At 70.8% G+C, this 15,922-nt stretch carries 18 protein-coding genes; 11 read left to right on the plus strand and 7 right to left on the minus strand.

The window, feature by feature from the left end; translation table 11 throughout:
- On the plus strand, window positions 1-606 hold a 606-nt coding region (locus tag KDL01_RS10795; RefSeq protein ID WP_212528274.1), incomplete at its 5' end, for an SDR family NAD(P)-dependent oxidoreductase.
- A gap of 28 nt (window positions 607-634) precedes the next feature.
- On the opposite strand, the gene KDL01_RS10800 is transcribed toward KDL01_RS10795, so the two are convergent.
- Complete coding sequence (locus KDL01_RS10800) at window positions 635-1,285, minus strand: TetR/AcrR family transcriptional regulator (protein WP_212528275.1); 651 nt, start codon at window positions 1,283-1,285, stop codon at window positions 635-637.
- 153 nt (window positions 1,286-1,438) lie between these two features.
- Between KDL01_RS10800 and KDL01_RS10805 the strand changes: the two genes are divergently transcribed.
- Entirely contained in the window at window positions 1,439-2,413 is a 975-nt protein-coding gene (locus KDL01_RS10805; RefSeq protein ID WP_212528276.1) for a quinone oxidoreductase family protein, read from the plus strand.
- A 45-nt stretch (window positions 2,414-2,458) separates the two neighbouring features.
- Here KDL01_RS10805 and KDL01_RS10810 read toward each other — a convergent pair whose 3' ends face one another.
- On the minus strand, window positions 2,459-2,701 hold the full coding sequence (locus KDL01_RS10810) for a hypothetical protein (RefSeq protein ID WP_212528277.1): 243 nt from the start codon (window positions 2,699-2,701) through the stop codon (window positions 2,459-2,461).
- 105 nt (window positions 2,702-2,806) lie between these two features.
- On the opposite strand from KDL01_RS10810, the gene KDL01_RS10815 reads away from it, so the two are divergent.
- The gene (locus KDL01_RS10815; protein WP_212528278.1) at window positions 2,807-3,508 is read left to right on the plus strand and encodes an RNA polymerase sigma factor; all 702 of its coding nucleotides are present in this window, start codon (window positions 2,807-2,809) and stop codon (window positions 3,506-3,508) included.
- A gap of 61 nt (window positions 3,509-3,569) precedes the next feature.
- Entirely contained in the window at window positions 3,570-4,187 is a 618-nt protein-coding gene (locus KDL01_RS10820; RefSeq protein WP_212528279.1) for a hypothetical protein, read from the plus strand.
- Between the two features lie 92 nt (window positions 4,188-4,279).
- Here KDL01_RS10820 and KDL01_RS10825 read toward each other — a convergent pair whose 3' ends face one another.
- A complete protein-coding gene (locus tag KDL01_RS10825) occupies window positions 4,280-4,984 on the minus strand; it encodes a hypothetical protein (RefSeq protein WP_212528280.1) in 705 nt (234 codons plus the stop codon).
- Between the two features lie 264 nt (window positions 4,985-5,248).
- Between KDL01_RS10825 and KDL01_RS10830 the strand changes: the two genes are divergently transcribed.
- The 5 genes from KDL01_RS10830 to KDL01_RS10850 all read left to right on the plus strand — a co-directional run bounded on the left by KDL01_RS10830 (window position 5,249) and on the right by KDL01_RS10850 (window position 8,286).
- Window positions 5,249-5,758 (plus strand): SigE family RNA polymerase sigma factor, encoded by a 510-nt coding sequence (locus KDL01_RS10830; protein ID WP_212528281.1) that lies wholly within the window; start codon window positions 5,249-5,251, stop codon window positions 5,756-5,758.
- Window positions 5,759-5,770: 12 nt separating this feature from the next.
- Complete coding sequence (locus KDL01_RS10835; protein WP_212528282.1) at window positions 5,771-5,998, plus strand: hypothetical protein; 228 nt, start codon at window positions 5,771-5,773, stop codon at window positions 5,996-5,998.
- Window positions 5,995-6,450, plus strand: coding sequence for a hypothetical protein (locus KDL01_RS10840; RefSeq protein ID WP_212528283.1), 456 nt, complete (start codon window positions 5,995-5,997; stop codon window positions 6,448-6,450). The genes KDL01_RS10835 and KDL01_RS10840 overlap by 4 nt, the downstream gene beginning before the upstream one ends.
- Before the next feature lie 434 nt (window positions 6,451-6,884).
- The gene (locus KDL01_RS10845) at window positions 6,885-8,132 is read left to right on the plus strand and encodes a DUF2079 domain-containing protein (RefSeq protein WP_212528284.1); all 1,248 of its coding nucleotides are present in this window, start codon (window positions 6,885-6,887) and stop codon (window positions 8,130-8,132) included.
- Window positions 8,116-8,286 carry a hypothetical protein gene (locus tag KDL01_RS10850; RefSeq protein WP_212528285.1) on the plus strand — a complete coding sequence of 57 codons (171 nt, stop codon included), beginning with the start codon at window positions 8,116-8,118 and terminating at the stop codon, window positions 8,284-8,286. Before KDL01_RS10845 ends, KDL01_RS10850 begins: the two co-directional genes overlap by 17 nt.
- Window positions 8,287-8,309: 23 nt before the next feature.
- On the opposite strand, the gene KDL01_RS10855 is transcribed toward KDL01_RS10850, so the two are convergent.
- Window positions 8,310-8,939, minus strand: a complete 630-nt coding sequence (locus KDL01_RS10855; RefSeq protein ID WP_212528286.1) for a TetR/AcrR family transcriptional regulator — start codon at window positions 8,937-8,939, stop codon at window positions 8,310-8,312.
- 90 nt (window positions 8,940-9,029) lie between these two features.
- On the opposite strand from KDL01_RS10855, the gene KDL01_RS10860 reads away from it, so the two are divergent.
- On the plus strand, window positions 9,030-10,574 hold the full coding sequence (locus tag KDL01_RS10860) for an MFS transporter (protein ID WP_212528287.1): 1,545 nt from the start codon (window positions 9,030-9,032) through the stop codon (window positions 10,572-10,574).
- Between the two features lie 36 nt (window positions 10,575-10,610).
- Here KDL01_RS10860 and KDL01_RS10865 read toward each other — a convergent pair whose 3' ends face one another.
- Both KDL01_RS10865 and KDL01_RS10870 read right to left on the minus strand, forming a co-directional pair.
- Window positions 10,611-11,621: a glycosyltransferase family 2 protein gene (locus tag KDL01_RS10865; RefSeq protein WP_212528288.1), complete on the minus strand. Its 1,011-nt coding sequence runs from the start codon at window positions 11,619-11,621 to the stop codon at window positions 10,611-10,613.
- Window positions 11,614-12,033 carry a MerR family transcriptional regulator gene (locus KDL01_RS10870; protein ID WP_212528289.1) on the minus strand — a complete coding sequence of 140 codons (420 nt, stop codon included), beginning with the start codon at window positions 12,031-12,033 and terminating at the stop codon, window positions 11,614-11,616. The genes KDL01_RS10865 and KDL01_RS10870 overlap by 8 nt, the downstream gene beginning before the upstream one ends.
- A gap of 65 nt (window positions 12,034-12,098) precedes the next feature.
- Here KDL01_RS10870 and KDL01_RS10875 point away from each other — a divergent pair, with 65 nt between their 5' ends.
- Window positions 12,099-13,331 (plus strand): MFS transporter, encoded by a 1,233-nt coding sequence (locus KDL01_RS10875; RefSeq protein WP_212528290.1) that lies wholly within the window; start codon window positions 12,099-12,101, stop codon window positions 13,329-13,331.
- 6 nt (window positions 13,332-13,337) lie between these two features.
- On the opposite strand, the gene KDL01_RS10880 is transcribed toward KDL01_RS10875, so the two are convergent.
- Window positions 13,338-15,842 (minus strand): glycoside hydrolase family 2 protein, encoded by a 2,505-nt coding sequence (locus KDL01_RS10880; RefSeq protein ID WP_212528291.1) that lies wholly within the window; start codon window positions 15,840-15,842, stop codon window positions 13,338-13,340.
- Between the last annotated feature and the right edge of the window lie 80 nt (window positions 15,843-15,922).

The raw sequence follows: 15,922 nt of genomic DNA on the forward strand, positions 1-15,922 counted from the left end.
GTCGGGGAGGGCGGGGCGACGGTGGACGTGCCGGCGGACAACATCCGCCACCAGTTCGAGGTCAACGTGGTCGGGCCGCTGCTGCTGACCCAGGGGATCGCCAAGCAGATGGTCAAGCGCGGTTCCGGCCGGATCGTGTGGGTCTCCTCGCGCGAGGGCCTGAACGTGAACCCGTTCACCGGGATCTACTCCGCCTCGAAGCACGCGATCGAGGCCATCGCCGAGAGCATGGCCGATGAGCTGCAGGAGTTCAACATCGAGGTCGCGACCGTGAACCCGGGCCCGTTCCTGACCGGATTCAACGACCGGATGTTCCAGACGTGGGAGAGCTGGCAGGACGACCCGTCCGAACGGCTCTACGACTACGCGAAGCTCGCCTTCCCCCGCGCGCAGTTCGATCCGGAGCCGGTCTACGCCACGCTGACGGCGGTCGCCGCGGGCGAGGTCGACACCTACCGCAACCTCGAGCCCGCCTCGATGCTCGAGGAGACCAAGAGCCTGATCATGGCGCCCTGGGACCGCAAGACGAAGGCGAACCTGGGGAAGCGGCCGGACAAGCTGCAGGCGTCGTTCGAGATGAAGCCAGAGACGCCCGTATCGAAGTGACGCGTGCGGCTTCGAGCCCACGCCGCGGTCAGCTCAGGCCGTCGATCAGGGCGGTGGTCAGGCGGGTGAGCGTGGGTTCGAAGTCGACACCGCCGTGCGCCATGGAGGGCTCTTCGGCGTAGAGGCGGGTGACGGTTTCGGCCGGGTGGCCGGCCTGCCACAGCGGTGCGGCCATCGCGATGATCCCGACGATCAGATCGTTGGCTTGTGCCTCCTGGAGCGGGCCGGCCGCGGCGACGGCCGCGGTGAGGTCCTTCACCGCGGCGGTCGCGACGCTTTTGAAGGCGAGTACGCGCTCGTAGGAGACGTCGCGTTCGAGGCTGAGCGTGACGTGGGTGAGCAGGTCGCAAAACAGCGGGCGCTCGACGAGCGAGGCAGTCAGGATGCGGGCCAACTCCGCCGAAGCGACTTCGCGAAGGCCCTCCAGACGTGCGGATACGTCATCGGCCCACTCGGCGTATCCCTCCTCGGCGAGGGTGAGCAGGATCTCCTCGCGCGAGGCGTAGTAGCGGCGCACGGCGGAGGAGTGCACGCCGGCCTGGGTGGCGATCGCGATCAGCGTGACCGCACGGACGCCGTCCCTGGCACCGAGGGTACGGGCCGCCTCCAAGAGGTCCCCGGCCCGCTGCTCCTTGTGCAGGCGCGAGTAGGCCCGCTGGAAGGTGCTGGCTTCAGGCATAGGGCGAGTCTAGCAACGCACTTTCGTTGCGTTGAGTAACGCAATGGCGTTGCGTTGGACAACGCAACGCCATTGCGTTATCTTCGAGGAAGCTCGGGGCGCGGGGGCGCCCGAAGAGAACACGGCACCCGAAGAGAACACGTGGGAGTTTCCATGCATGCGATGATCATCAGTGCGTTCGGCGGGCCCGGGGTCCTGGTCTCGGCGCACCTTCCCGACCCGAAGCCGGGCCCCGGACAGATCAGCATCGACACCAGCCACGCCGCGGTCGGCCTGGTCGACGTCTTCTTCCGCCGCGGCGACCTGGCCCGCCCCGGGTTCCCCGAGCCGCCGTTCGTGCCCGGCCTCGAGGTCGCCGGAACCGTGCGTGAACTGGGCGAGGGCGTCACCGGATTCGAGATCGGCGAACCCGTCGTGACGCTCTCGCAGATGTCCCTGGGCGGATACGCCACGGTGACCCTGGCCGACGCGGCGATGACCGTGTCGCTCAAGGGCGGCGGCGTGGACCCGGCTCAGGCCGTCGCGGTCCTGCCGAACGCCACCACGGCGTATCTGGCGCTCACCCGCGTGGCGCACCTGATCGAGGGGGAGAGCGTGCTGGTGCACGGCGCGGCAGGAGGCCTCGCGGCCGCCTTCCCCGCGGTCGCGCGCTCACTGGGCGCCTCGCACATCATCGGCACCGTCTCCTCGCAGGCCAGGATCGCCGACACCACACACCTGGACTACGACGAGGTGTTCACCAGCGACCGGTTCCTGCAGGGGCTGGACGGCCGCCGGATCGACGTCGTCGTCGACCCGGTCGGCGGCCGGGTCCGCACCGCGACCCTCGACGCGCTCGCGCCGCTCGGCCGCATCCTGCTGGTCGGCCACGCCGCCGCCGACCCGGACCTCCCGCTGACCGGCGACGAACTGTGGCGCAGGAACGCGGGCATGCTCGGCTTCTCGGTCGGCCCCTTCCTCCAGGCCGATCCCGCCGCCGCCCGCCCGGCGGCCGAACACGTCGTCCCCCTGCTCGTCACGGGGCGGCTGGCCCAGCGCGTGGACGAACTCCCGCTCACCGAGGCGGCGGAGGCGCACCGCCGGCTCGAGGCGCGCGAAGTGCCCGGCCGCATCGTCCTGGCCGTCTGACCAACCGGTGCGACCGGCCGCCGCGGCGCCGCATGCGGGTCCTGCTCAATCCGGGCGCGTCGCCAGCGGCGCGTCGGGGTGGTCCCTGTTGTAGATGTCCGTGCACTCGTCGTGCCGGGGGAAGGTGTCCTGCGCGCCCCAGCTCGCGCCCTGCAGCTCGAGTTCGACCGGGAAGCCGCACACGGCCAGGCGCTCGCCGCCCCCGGTCTCCATCTCCACCACATGCCACTCGTCGTCGTTGAGCGGCACCGAGCCGTATGACCAGCGGTAACGTCGCGCGTTCTCCATTCGGCCATTATCACCAGGGTGCTCACATGCCGCGACCGGACGGGTCCCGCGCGGATTCGGCGGGATAATCGGGAACCGCCCGACCGCCGCGGACATAACGAGGGTATGAGCTTGCCCCGAGAGGGACCCGCCGAACAGGTGCTGTGGCGCGACGCGCTGTCCGGGTCGGTCGACGCCTGGAACGAGCTGTTCGTCCGGCATCATCAGGCCATCTACAACTTCTGCTTTCGGCGCGTCGGCTCCTGGACCGCGGCGGAGGACCTCGCCTCGACGGTGTTCCTCGAGGCCTGGCGGCGCCGAGGCGAGGTGGCGCCGGAGATCGTGACGGCCCTGCCCTGGCTCTACGGCATCGCCACCATGCTCACCCGCAACCACTACCGCACCATGCGGCGCTACCGGGAGGCCCTGGCGCGGATCCCGCCGCCGGAGCCGGAGAACGACCCGGCCGAGACCGTGGCCCTGCGCGTGGACGCGGAACGCCGGGCGCGCGTGCTCGTCTCCGTGCTCTCCCGGCTCGCGCGCGAAGACCGCGAGGTGCTCGAACTCGCCGCCACCGAGCGGCTGAGCCACGCCGAGATCGGCATGGCGCTCGGAATCCCGGTGGGAACCGTCAAGTCCCGGCTCTCCCGGGCCAGGCGGCGGCTCGCCGAGCGGATGGAATCAGAACCGGAACGCGGGCCGCGCCGAGGCGGGCGCCGCACCGACAGCGTCGAAGGAGGTCCCGATGAACACCGAGACATGGTCGCTTCCCGAACTGCCGATGCCGCCCGGCCGGTTCGAGGTACGCCGGCAGGCACTGACACGTGAACTGACACGCGACCAGTTCGCGGTACCGGCCCGGCAGCCTTCACGTCGTCTCCTTCGTCGTGTGGCGATCCCGGCCCTGGCCGGGGCAGGCGTGGTGATCGCCTTGATCGCCGCGCCGAGGGGCGGTGGCAGTACGTCGGTCTCCTCGTGGACCGCGATCCCGACCCCGCTGTCGGCCAGCGCGCTCTCCGCCGCCGAACAGGCCTGCCAGGCCAAACTGGCCGGTGAGCACTGGCCGATCTCGGTCTCGGCGATGGAAGGCGTACTCGGCGAGCGGCGGGGCAGCCTGACCGCCGTGATGCTGCGCGGCGCCGATCAGTACGGCATGTGCGTCGGTGACACGGCGGACCCGATCTTCGTCGGAGTGGGCACGACCGGGCCGTTCACGCCGGCGCAGCTCCTCGTCCTGGACGGCGATCCGGGCAAGCTCAACGGCTCCACCCCGTTCCGGCTCGTCTACGGCCAGGCCGCCGCGTCCGTCCACGACGTCGTCATCCAGACGACGGACGGGTTGCAGGTACACGCCTCGCTCGTCGGCGGCCGGTACTTCGCCTGGTGGCCCTCCGGCGCGGACCCGGCCTCGATCACGGGGTACGCCGCGGACGGGCAGATCCTCAAAACCCTGAGTCCGACGCCGACCGACGCCACCCCGGCGGCGAGCCGCGAGGGGCGTGGGTGAGCACCGAGGCGATGCACCTGTGCCTCGACACGCCGCGGCGTGTCGAGGCACAGGGCCGGCTGAGTCAGGTCAGCTCGGGCACGGACCCGGGATCAGGAGCCGCCGCCGTTGTAGTCGATGACGCCGCTGCCGAGGAACTGGTACTGCTCCCACGGGAAGTCCTCAGCCACGCAGCTGCCCCACACGGGTACCCATGCGTAGCAGAGCAGATACTGGGTCTTCACCTGGTAGAGGTTCCAGCCGACGCCGTAGTTCGGGTAGTTGTTGCAGCCGAGGTATTGGTAGGTCGGGTAGTTCTGGTAGCCGTAGCAGTTGGACGTCGCGTAGGTCACCCACGTCCCGCCGCCACACCAGGTCACGTCGGTCTTCCCCCACAGTTGGAGCCCGGAGAAGGTGCCGTAGCCGAACCAGGTGGACCAGCAGCCGGAAGCGGCCGGGCTGATCGTGCCGGCCGGGCGCTTGACCGCGGTGGTGGAGCCCACCGCGACCGCCTGGCCGGTGGCCGTGGTCGCGATCCGCGGCGTGGTCACGGCCAGGTTGTTCACGTCGACGTACTTCGTGAGCCCGTCGGCCTTGATCTGGGCCGCGGTCAGCGCCTGGGCGTGGAACACGCGCCCGGACCCGTCGGTCCAGGTCACGACCGTCGGCGCGGTCTGCGCCGCGGCGGCGGCGGAGTGGGTGGCGGAGGCCTGGGCCGCGGCGTTCGCCGGCCCGGCCAGGGTCAGCCCGAGCAACACCGCGGCGAGTACGGCCAACAGGCCGAGGGCGCGGTGCGAGCGAGTCGGGGTGGGTCTCATCTCGAGGTTTCCTCCAGTCGTGGAACTTCTGCGTCGCACTCGGTCCGGAGCCGCGGACGCGCGGAGCGCGGGACTCAGGGTGCTGCTAGGTTGGAGCAGAACCGGATTTCTCATGATTCACACCGAGAAATCGTGATCTCGAACTACTCGCGGCTCTCGTAGCTATACATGCGGTGGGTCGGCGGTTTCGCTGCATCGCCGCCGCGGTGATTTCTCCGGGCCCCACGGCTCGGTGCGGTAAGGGGGGAACAGGGGGAGGCAAGGATGGACGAGGACAAACCCGGGGAAGATAAGGACGACGGTTTCGCGCAGTTCGTGTCCGAGGTCCGGCCCGGCCTGCGCAGGCACGCGTATCTGTTGTGCGGCGACTGGCATGAGGCGGAGGACCTGGTGCAGAACACTCTTCTCGCGGTGCTGCTGCGGTGGGACCGGCTGCTGTGGCCCGAGGCGGCGCGCGGGTACACCCGCACCACCTTGTACCGCACCTTTCTCAGTGAACGCAGACACGCGCGCTGGAGCACCGAGACCTCGCGGGCCGAGGTGCCCGAGCGCGCCGCGGACGAGCAGTTCGACGCGGTCGGCGACCGCCTGATTCTGGCGGCCGCGCTTCGGGAGCTGCCTGCGCGTCAGCGGGCTGCGGTGATGCTACGTTACCTGGAGGACCTCGACGTCACCCACACCGCTCAGATCCTCGAGTGCGCGCCGGCGACGGTCAGAAGCCAGACCACCAGGGCTCTCGCCTCAATGCGGGCATCCCTGAGCAGACAGGGCTAGAGCTGGACGGACATGGCCGACGAAGAGCCGGAGACAGTACACGAACTGCGCAGGCACTACCACGCCTTCGCGGCGCGAGCGCTGCCGGATCCACCGCTCTCGGACGAGGAACTCGTGGCCGAACTGCGCGCCAGGGCGAAGTCCGAGGCGGGCTCGGGACGGGAGCGGGCGCGGGAGGAACCGCAGCCGACCCAACAGGCGAACGGCCCGGAGACCGGGCAGAGCGGGGTGGGAAGTTGAGCGGACACCTGATACACCGACATCGGCACCGGGCCGTCGCGGCCGGGATCGCCGTGCTCGCCTCGGCCACCGCCGGCGGCTGCGCGGCCGGCGCGTCGGGCGGGGCCGGCCCGACGGGTTACGCCGCGCCGACCAGCACCGCGCGCGCGGGCGCGGTCACCGAGCCCACGCCGAACCTCGATCTCAAGACCCTGCTTCAGCAGCCGGCCACCGCCGGCAGCGCCGAGGTGGGCAGCTTCGTCGCCGCGAGCGGCCAGGTGTGGATCGACTTCAGCTGCGTCGGCAACGGCACCGCGAAGCTCTCCTACCAGCCCGTCGGCTCGCTCGACATCCCCTGCGCCGACGGCGCCGTCAACGCGACCCGCAACCAGGTCGCCTTCCCGGCCGGCCAGGTCACCCTGAAGGTACAGACCTCGGACACGGTGCAATGGAGCATCCTGATCCAACAGTAGGCGCAGCGTCGGCCCGGAGCCCGGCCGGCCGAGCCTAGGCGGCGCTCCGGAACCGGGCGCGGGCGGCGGCAGTGGCCGCCAGGACGGACCCGTTGGGGTGATTCCGCGGGGTGTCGAGATGTGCTCCCGTCTGCATGCTTCTATCGTCGGCTGCGTTGAGCTCGCCGTGAGTGCAGGTACCGGTTGAGAAGGTGCGCGGGGGCGGTTGGGGATCGACAGCACTCGCACAACCGCTGTACTCGACCCGGACAGGACCCCTCGTGCCCGTTCATCTGACATCACGACGCCACCTCGCACCGGGTTCCGTCCAGGCTGCGCCCCCGTCAGCGGTCGGCCCCGCCCGTCTGCTGTCGCCGCTGGATCCGACTCGGTACTCGTCTTCGCTGCGCTGCCTCGTCGCGTCGGCGTTGCGCAGTCCGTGTACGTACCTGGTGGTGGCGGCGATCCTTGGCTACGGCGTCTTCGCCACGGTCGAGTACGAGCGGCTCGGTGGTCTGGTGGGCGCTCTGGACCTCGGCATCTTCTACGAGGCGGTGTGCGGCTGGGCCTTTCACGCCGACCCGTACGTGGCGATCAAGGGGTCGTCTCAGCTCGGTGATCATTTCACGCCCGCCTGGGTGCTGCTCGCGCCGTTGCTGCGGATTCGCGATTCGCCGTACATGCTGGTGCTCGCGCAGTTCGTCCTGCTGCCGCTGTCCGGGATCCCGGTGTACGTGGCGGTGCGCCGGATGGTCGGAAGGTGGCCCGCGACCGGGGTGACCGCGGCATACCTCGCCAGCAGCGGCCTGCAGCACGCGATCGCGTTTCCGGTGCACGAGGTGATGTTCGCGACGCCACTGATCGCCTGGGCCCTGGAGCGGATACTGGCCGGACGGTGGACCTGGGCGACGGTGCTGATGTGCAGCCTGTGCCTGGTCAAGGAAGACCTCAACCTGATGACGGCCGCCTTCGCCGTGGTCGCGCTCTGCCACCGCCGATGGCGCCGCGCGGCGTTCCTCGCGGTCTGGGGTCTCGCCGCGTACCTGATCACGGTCAAACTCGTCATCCCCGAGTTCTGCCCCGCGGGCTACACCTACCTCGACCAGTACGCCTCCACGCTGCAGGCGACGAACTCGGTCCAAGACCTGATGCACATCGTCGAGCACCCCCTGCGCGTCCTTCACCTGCTTTACGACAACCAGACCAAGCGCGCGCTCTGGCACCTGTTGATCGTCCCCGTGCTAGGCCTCTGCTTCGCCTCGCCGCTCCTGCTCCTGGCGGCGCCCAACCTGCTCTCCCGGCTGCTGTCGTCGGATCCGAATGTGTGGACCTCGCACTACCACTACGACGCCCCACTGATGCCGATCATCTTCATCGCGGCCGTCGACGGGCTGATGCGGATCTGCCGCTGCGTCGGTTTCCTCATCGATGAGCGGGCCGTGCTGGCTGGACAGGGTCAAGCCTGCCCTCCGGTACGCAGGCGCCGGCTTCGCCTGCTTGTCTCTGCTGATCACCTTCCAATACATGGCCAAGTTGCCGATCGGCGAATGGATCAAGAAGCCTGCCGCGTACGAGGCGAGCGCGAGCTGGAACAAACAGGTCGAGGGAGCCGTGCAGGCCGTGCCGAGCGGCGTGACCGTCGAGGCGACCAACCGCCTGGCCGTAGCACTCCTGGAACGCGACACCGTGACGCTGACCTCTGACGATCCGCCCGGCACCTGGGCGGTACTCGACCTCGCGGCCGAGGGCGGCAATACGAACGCGCACGCGGTGCCGTACGTCCAATCGCTGCTGTCCGACGGATGGAGACTGGTGAAGCAGGACGGCTCGATCGTCGTACTACACGAAGAACGCTGACGCGGGCCCGGAAGCGTGTCCGGCTACCTCCGGCCGGTGTGGGGGAGCGCTGCGCGGCCGGGGTGCGGGCCGAACAGGACGGCGCGCAGGGCCGGGGCGTACATACGGACGATCTCCTGGGAATTCATCGAGGCGATCGGTTCGAGGCGCAGCAGGTAGCGGGTGAAGATAAGTCCGCCCATCTGTGCGCCGAACAGCGCCGCCCGGCGCCCGCCCTCGACCCCGCCGAGGCGCTCGGCCAGGTGGGCGAGCAGCTCGCCGTGCATCGCCTCGCGCACGAGGTCGCTCATCCCCGGGTCGAGCACGACCCCGCGCAGCATCGCCACCAGCGGCTCGCCGGTGCGTGGATCGTCCCACGCCTGCAGCAGCGCGGTCAGCGCCCGCTCGGGCAGCGTGGCCAGGTCGCCGGGAAGTTCCTGGCGGGCGACCTCGAGCGGGTTGGCCGTCAGCGCGAGTGTGGCGCCGAACAGCCCGCGCTTGGAGCCGAAGAAGTAGCTGATCAGCGCGGCGTCCACGTCCGCCGCACCAGCCACGGCGCGCATCGTGGTGCCCTCGTATCCGTTGGCCAGGAACAGGCGCCGGGCCGCGTCGAGGATCTGCTCGCGGGTGTCCGGGGCCCCGGCCCTACGCCCGCGCCCGGAGGATTTATTCATCACGGTTGAAATGGTGGGCCCGTAGGCGCGAGCGTTCAAGTGCGGCCCGCACCGGGCCGGCACCGAGCCGCCCCACCCGAGGAGACCGCGATGCCCTCCGCGACCGTACCGATCCCCGCACCCGCGTCCGGCCCCCGGGGCTTGGAGGGCGGTGGGCGCGCCGGCGCACGTCCGGCTCGGCACGGCCCGGTGCTGGCGGTGACCTGTCTCGCGTTGGGCACCGTGGTCGCGGCGATGGCGTCGCTGAACGTCGCGCTGCCCTCGATCGCCCGCGAGACGCACGCCGGGCTGACCCAGCTGACCTGGATCATCGACGCCTACAGCCTGGTGTTCGCCTCGCTGCTGCTGCCGGGCGGCGCGCTCGGGGACCGGTTCGGGCGTCGCAGGACCCTGTTGATCGGCCTGACGGTGTTCGGCGCCGCGTCGGCGGCGGCGGTGTTCACGGCCACCCCGGCCGTGCTGATCGCGATCCGCTGCCTGCTCGGCCTCGGCGGGGCGCTGGTGATGCCGGCCACCCTGTCCACCATCACCAGCACCTTCCCGCGCGAGCAGCGGGCCCGCGCGGTGAGCGTGTGGGCGGCGGTGGCCGGGGCGAGCGCGATCGTGGGCGTGCTGACCACCGGCGCGCTGCTGACGGAGTGGTCCTGGCGCTCGGTGTTCCTGCTCAACGTGGTGCTCGCCGCGGCCGCGATCGCCGGCACCCTCGCGGTCGTGCCCGAGTCGGCCGACCCGCAGGCCCCCCGCGTCGACGTGGTCGGCGCGCTGATCTCGGTGGTCGGCCTGTGCGCGCTGGTCTACTCGGTGATCGAGGCGCCCGGGCGCGGCTGGGCCGGCGCGGCCACGCTGGGCGGGCTCGGCGGCGGGCTGGCGGTCATGGCCGTGTTCGTGGTCTGGGAACTGCGCCGGAGCGACCCGCTGCTGGACCCGCGACTGTTCAAGAACCCCGCGTTCGCGGCCGGTACCGCCTCGATCACGCTGCAGTTCTTCGCGTTCTTCGGCTTCATCTTCGTGATCATGCAGTACCTCCAGCTCGTACGCGGGGACAAGCCGCTGCTGGCCGCGGTCAGCGTGCTGCCGATGGCGGCGGGACTCATCCCGGCCTCGCGCCTGGCCCCGCGGGCCAGCGAGAAATTCGGCACCCGCGCCTGCTGCGCGCTGGGGCTCACGCTCGCGGCGCTCGCCCTGGCCTGGCTCGCGCAGATGGACGGGACCTCCGCCTACTGGCACCTCGCCGTGGGGCTCGTACCGCTCGGGGCAGGGATGGGGCTGGCGATGACCCCGGCGACCACCGCGGTCACCGACGCCCTGCCGCCCGCGCTCCAGGGCGTGGGCAGCGCGGCCAACGACCTGTCCCGCGAGGTCGGCGGCGCCGTGGGCATCGCCGTGCTCGGCAGCGTGCTCAGCGCCGTCTACCGGGCGAACCTTCCGCTGCCCGGCGTACCCGTGGCCGCGGCGGATGCGGCCCGCTCCTCGCTCGCGGTGGCCGCGGGCATGGGCGGCCAGGTCCGCGCCGAGGCTCAGGGCGCCTTCCTCGACGGAATGCAGGCCGCACTACTCGGCGCGAGCGCGGCCGCGCTGTGCGGCGCACTCGTGGTGGGCGTGCTGCTGCGTCGGCGCAGCAGCACGGCGGATTAGCCGCGAGCCGGCCGGTGCGGCCGCCGCCGATACCCGTCAGGACTCGAATTCAGCGTCCTTGGTGGACTCCGCGCGGCCCCAGCCGGGCGTGCCGCGCAGGCCGCGGTAGCGACGCAGGAGGTCCTGCTGGGCGAGGCGGTAGAAGATCAGCAGGAGGAGCCTTCGAGGGGTGCGACAGTGTGCGCGGACGCGTGCGTCCTTGTTGTGGGAGTACGCCCACGCGAAGACCTCGCGGATGCGGTCGGCGTGGTCGGGGAAGAGCGCCAGGGTGCGCTCGACCCCGGCGAGGATGCGCAGCTGCTGCCCGATCCACTCCCGGTAGCCGCAGGCCACGTTGAAGTAGACGACCGAGCCGGGTGGCTGGAGGATCTCGCCGCCCTGCGCAACGGTCCAGTAGTTGATATAGGCGTCGTCCGTGATGCCGGAGTCGTCCGCCGGGAGCTCGGGGTAGTCCTCGACGCGCAGCGCCGAGCAGGGGCCGGGGGTGAAGAGGAAGAACTCGGAGGCCGGTTCGTACGGCAGCCGGAAGACCGACTGCCACCACCAGGCCCACAGCGCACTCGGCAGCCGGGCGTCCCGGCGGAACGCGCGCAGCGGGCGGGTCGGGGCCAGGATCCTGGCCCCGACCACCACGATCCTCTCGCGGTCCGCCCGGACCAGCGCGTCGATGTTGCGGGCGAGGGTCCCCGGCTCGAAGAGCACGTCGTCGTCGACGACGAGGAAGGAGGCGGCGCCGATCCCGCGCGCGTAGCCGATCAACTCGCCGAGGGCGGCGTTCTTCCCGGCCGGTCCGCGCACCAGCAGGTGAGTGCCGAGCCCTGGTGCCTCGGCTGCCAGCTCCTCCAGCGCAGTGGTCAGGCTGCTTCGATGGTGCCCGTCGGGATCGGGGCCGTTGAGGCAGGCGACGAGGACGACGTCGTGGGCCGCGGCGAGCGCGCGCAGCTCGGGCGCGATCCGGTGCAGCGAGCGGGAGATGTAGCGCCCGCTCGCGGTGGTCGGGAGCGCCACGACGACCGTGCCGGGCGGCCGGAGGTCATTTTCAGCCATCAGAGCATTGGTACCACAATGCCGGTGAATCCGAGTCGTTCGAGGTGTCTGCCCGTTTGCGCCGCACCTCGTCGAGGTATTCGGACACCGCATCGCGGTTGCGTTCCAGACAGTGGATGCGTTGGGTCATGCGGTCTCGCTCGTCCTCGAGGGCGGCGAGCATCTCCGGCGTGGCATCCTCGAAGTGGATGGCGCGGGGCTTGTTCAGGCAGGGCAGGATCTGCTTGATCAGCCGGGTGGGCAGCCCGGCGTCCAGCAGTCCACGGATCTGCAGGACTCGGTCGACGAACGCTTCGTCGTAGATCCGGTATCCGTTGGCCTCCCGGCTGGAGACGATCAGCCCCTGATCCTCGTAGTAGCGCAGCAGACGCCGCGACGTCCCCGTGCGCTGTGACAGCTCCCCGATACGCATGACGCCATCGAACCACGTCGCCCGCCTTGACATTCACATAGATGGCAAGGTTTCAGCATTCCCTCATGCGAAGTACCGAGACACCTGCCGTGACGCCCATGGCACCGTCCGCGGCCGACGCGCCGCCGAAGACCGGGCTGCCCATGGCCGCACTGCTGGCGCTGGCCCTCGCCGTGTTCATCACGAGCCTGACCGAGACCCTTCCGGCAGGGCTGCTGCCGGCGATGAGCGCAGGCCTGCACGTCGGCGAGTCGGCCGCCGGTCAGACCGTGACCGTCTACGCGCTCGGCACGGTGCTCACGGCCATCCCGCTCGCGGCCGCCACCGCCACCTGGCGCCGCAAGCGCCTGCTGATGACCGCGATGCTCGGCTTCGCCGTGGCGAACGCCGTCACCGCGATGTCCGCGAACTACCCGCTCACCCTGGTCGGCCGCTTCGTCGCCGGGGTCGCGGCCGGCGTGGCCTGGGCGCTGCTGGCCGGCTACGCCGCCCGCATGGTCGCACCCCGACTCGAAGGCCGCGCGATCGCCGTCGCGATGGCGGGCATCCCGCTCGCCCTGTCCCTGGGTGTGCCGGCCGGGACTCTGCTCGGCCGGCTCGAGGCCTGGCAGGCCGCGTTCCTCACCATGAGCGGGCTCACCCTGATCCTGCTGCTGTGGATCTCCGCCGTCGTACCCGACCACCCGGGCCAGAAGCAGGGCGGCCGGATCCCCGTGCTCCAGACCCTGCGCGTGCCCGGCGTCGCGCCCGTCCTGTTCGTCACCCTCGTCTTCGTGCTGGCCCACACCGTCCTCTACGCCTACATCGCCGCGTTCCTCCAGCACATCGGGCTCGGCGCCCAGACCGACGTGGTCCTGCTGGTCTTCGGCGTCGCCTCCCTGGTCAGCATCTGGGTCGTCGGCGCCCTCATCCACCGCCACCTCAGGGCCCTCACACTCGCCGCCACCGTGCTGGTCGGCGTCGCCGCCGCCCTGCTGGGCGCCGTGGCCGGGCTCCACGCGATGGTCTATGTCGCCGCGGCGCTTTGGGGATTGGGCTGGGGCGGCGTCCCGACCCTGCTGCAGAGCGCGGCAGGCCGCGTCGGCGGACGATCCGCCGACGCGGTTCAAGCCATGCTCGTCACCCTGTGGAACGCGGCCATGGCCGCCGGCGGCATCGTCGGCGGCGGCCTGCTGTCGCTGGCAGGGGTCGGCGCCATCCCATGGTCGGTTCTGATCCTCCTCGTTCCAGTCCTGATAGCCGTCATCGCGTCACGCGAACACGGCTTCCCCACGGAAGGGACCACCGGCGCGAGCTGACTCACACTAGGCGGTGATGACCGTGATGACGGCGTGCACCGGTTCGCAGTCCGGCGCCACGGCGGCGACGCGGATCTTGCCGGGGCCGGTGGGGCGCAGCACGGCGAGGGCGCGTCCGTCGTAGGTGAGCTGTTCGGCGGTGCTGAAACCCTCCTCGGGCGCGGGGTTGGCGCTGCCGAAGCCGACGAGCACGCCGTCGCCGGTCACCTCCAGGGTCACGGTGCAGTCCGCACCGACGTGGCGTACGCCTTGTGCGTCGGTGAGGGTGAGGCTGAGGAAGACCAGTTCGCCGTGCCGGTCCTGCACCTCCACGCGGTCGGGCGTGAGGGCCAGTTCGGCCGGGCCGCTGGCGGAGGCGAGCAGTTCGCGTCCGGTCTCCTGCCCGTTCCGGTAGGAGACGGCGAGCAGTTCGCCGGGTTCGTAGACGGTGTCGAACTCGGTGCGGAAAAGGTGTTCCTGTCCGGCGGGCCGGCGCCCGAGTGAGCGGCCGTTGAGGAGCAGTTCGACCTCCTCGGCGGCGCTGTAGACCTCCACGGTGACCGGCGCGCCCTCACTGCCAGGCCAGGTCCAGCTCGCGATCGCGTCGTGCCAGGCCCACGGGCTGCCGATGAACCGCTTGCCGTAGGTGTGCGGGCGGCGTACCGCGATGTAAGGGTTCTCCCGCAGGCCGAAGACGATCTCGCGGTAGTAGGAGGCGGGGCGGCGCTCGCCGGTGATGTCGATGTCGCCGCAGTCGGCGAGCAGGTGGGGATAGGGCCCGGCGGTGGTGGGGCGGGTGGTCTCGTCGTCGGCGTACTGAGGGCGCCCGAGTCCGGCCTCGCCGAGGTAGTCCCAGCCGGCCCAGGTGAAGTCGCCGAGCAGGTGGCCATGGCGCTCGACCAGCGGCCAGTACCGGCCGATGCGGGTGGGGAACGTCTCGGTGCCGAGGATGACCCGGTTCGGGAACAGTTCCCGGTCCAGCTCGTAGCGGCTGTCGCTGTAGTTCATCCCGGCCACGTCCAGCACGCTGTAGGACTCGGCGGTGCGGTGCGTGACGAGTTCGGAGGCGGCGATGGCGTTCATCGCGTCGCCCGCGTCCGCCATGAGGGTGTTGATGCCCTTGCCGTCCTCGGCCCCGTTCTCGGACGCGTTCTCGGCCCCGTTCTTGGCTTCGGTGGCTTCGGCGGCCTGTTCGGCTCCGGCGCGCAGGCTGCCGAGCTCGGCGATGACGGCGAGCATGTTGTTGACGGCGTTGGTGACGTAGCGGGTCGGGTCCAGGGCCCGGACCTTCTCGGCCAGGCGCCGGCCCCAGGCCGCGCCGGCGGGTGAGCCCGCCTCCGGGATCTCGTTGCCGATCGAGTACATCAGGACGCTGGGGTGGTTGCGGTCCTTGGCGACCATCGCCTCGATGTCGCGCTCCCACCACTCCGGGAAGTCCAGGCTGTAGTCGAAGCCGCTCTTGGCCGAGGTCCACATGTCGAAGGCCTCATCGACGACCAGCACGCCGAGCCGGTCGCAGGCCTCGAGCATGGGGACGCTCATCGGGTGGTGGGACATGCGGATCGCGTTGAAGCCGGCGTCCTTGAGCAGGCGCACGCGGCGTTCCTCGGCCGCGGCGTAGGTCGCCGCGCCGAGCACGCCGTTGTCGTGGTGGACGCAGGCGCCGCGCAGCTTCACGGTGCGTCCGTTGATCCGCAGCCCGTGCTGCGGGTCGAGCTGCAGGCGGCGGATACCGAAGGTGGCCTCTGCGTCGTCGATGCGCCCGTCCTCATCCAGGCTCAGTACGGCGCGATAGAGGTGCGGGTTGTCGGTGTCCCACAAGGCCGGTGCGGAGATGTAGAGACGCTGACGTACGGTCGCGGGCTCGCCCGGCAACACGGTGACCGTGGCGGTGTCCGAGGCGACCGGGGCGCCGTCGGGCCCGTGGACCTCAGTGGCCAGGCGCACGGTGCGGATCGCGATCGAGTCGTTCTCCACCCGGGTGGTGATCTCGACGACGGCGCGGTCGGCTTCGATGTCGGGCGTGGTCACGGTCACCCCGTCGGCCGCGATGCGCACGAGGTCGCCGACCAGCATCCAGGTGTCGCGGTAGATGCCGGCGCCGGTGTACCAGCGGGCGTCCTGGTGTGCGCGGGATTCGACGCGGATCTCGTTGTCCTGCCCGTAGCGCAGATAGGGATCCGCGGTGACGGTGAAGCCGGAGTAGCCGTACGGGCGCTGTCCGACGAAGGCGCCGTTGACGTGCACGACCGCGTCGCGGTAGATGCCCTCGAACTCGAACAGGACGCGCTTGCCGCGCAGGTCTTCGGGCACGAAGAAGCTCTTGCGGTACTCGAACACGCCGCCCGGGAAGTAGCCGCCCGCGCCGCCCTCCATCGTGGGTTCGCCGTCCGGCGCGATGCGCTGTTGTCCGATCATCGCGTCGTGCGGAAGGGTGACCGGCTCGAACGGGACGACGGTGCCGGAGAGTTCGGCGAACGGGTTGACCTTGGGGCGGGTGCGCCAGCGGTCGTTGAAGGACGTGCGGATCATCGGTTCTGCCCTGTCTTTCCCTGGATGGCGGGCGGCGGAGGAACGGGCCGGCCCCGGGTGCCGGGGCCGGCCTTACGCGG

The sequence above is a fragment of the Actinospica durhamensis genome, from assembly GCF_018139695.1.
GTDB lineage: Bacteria > Actinomycetota > Actinomycetes > Streptomycetales > Catenulisporaceae > Actinospica > Actinospica durhamensis.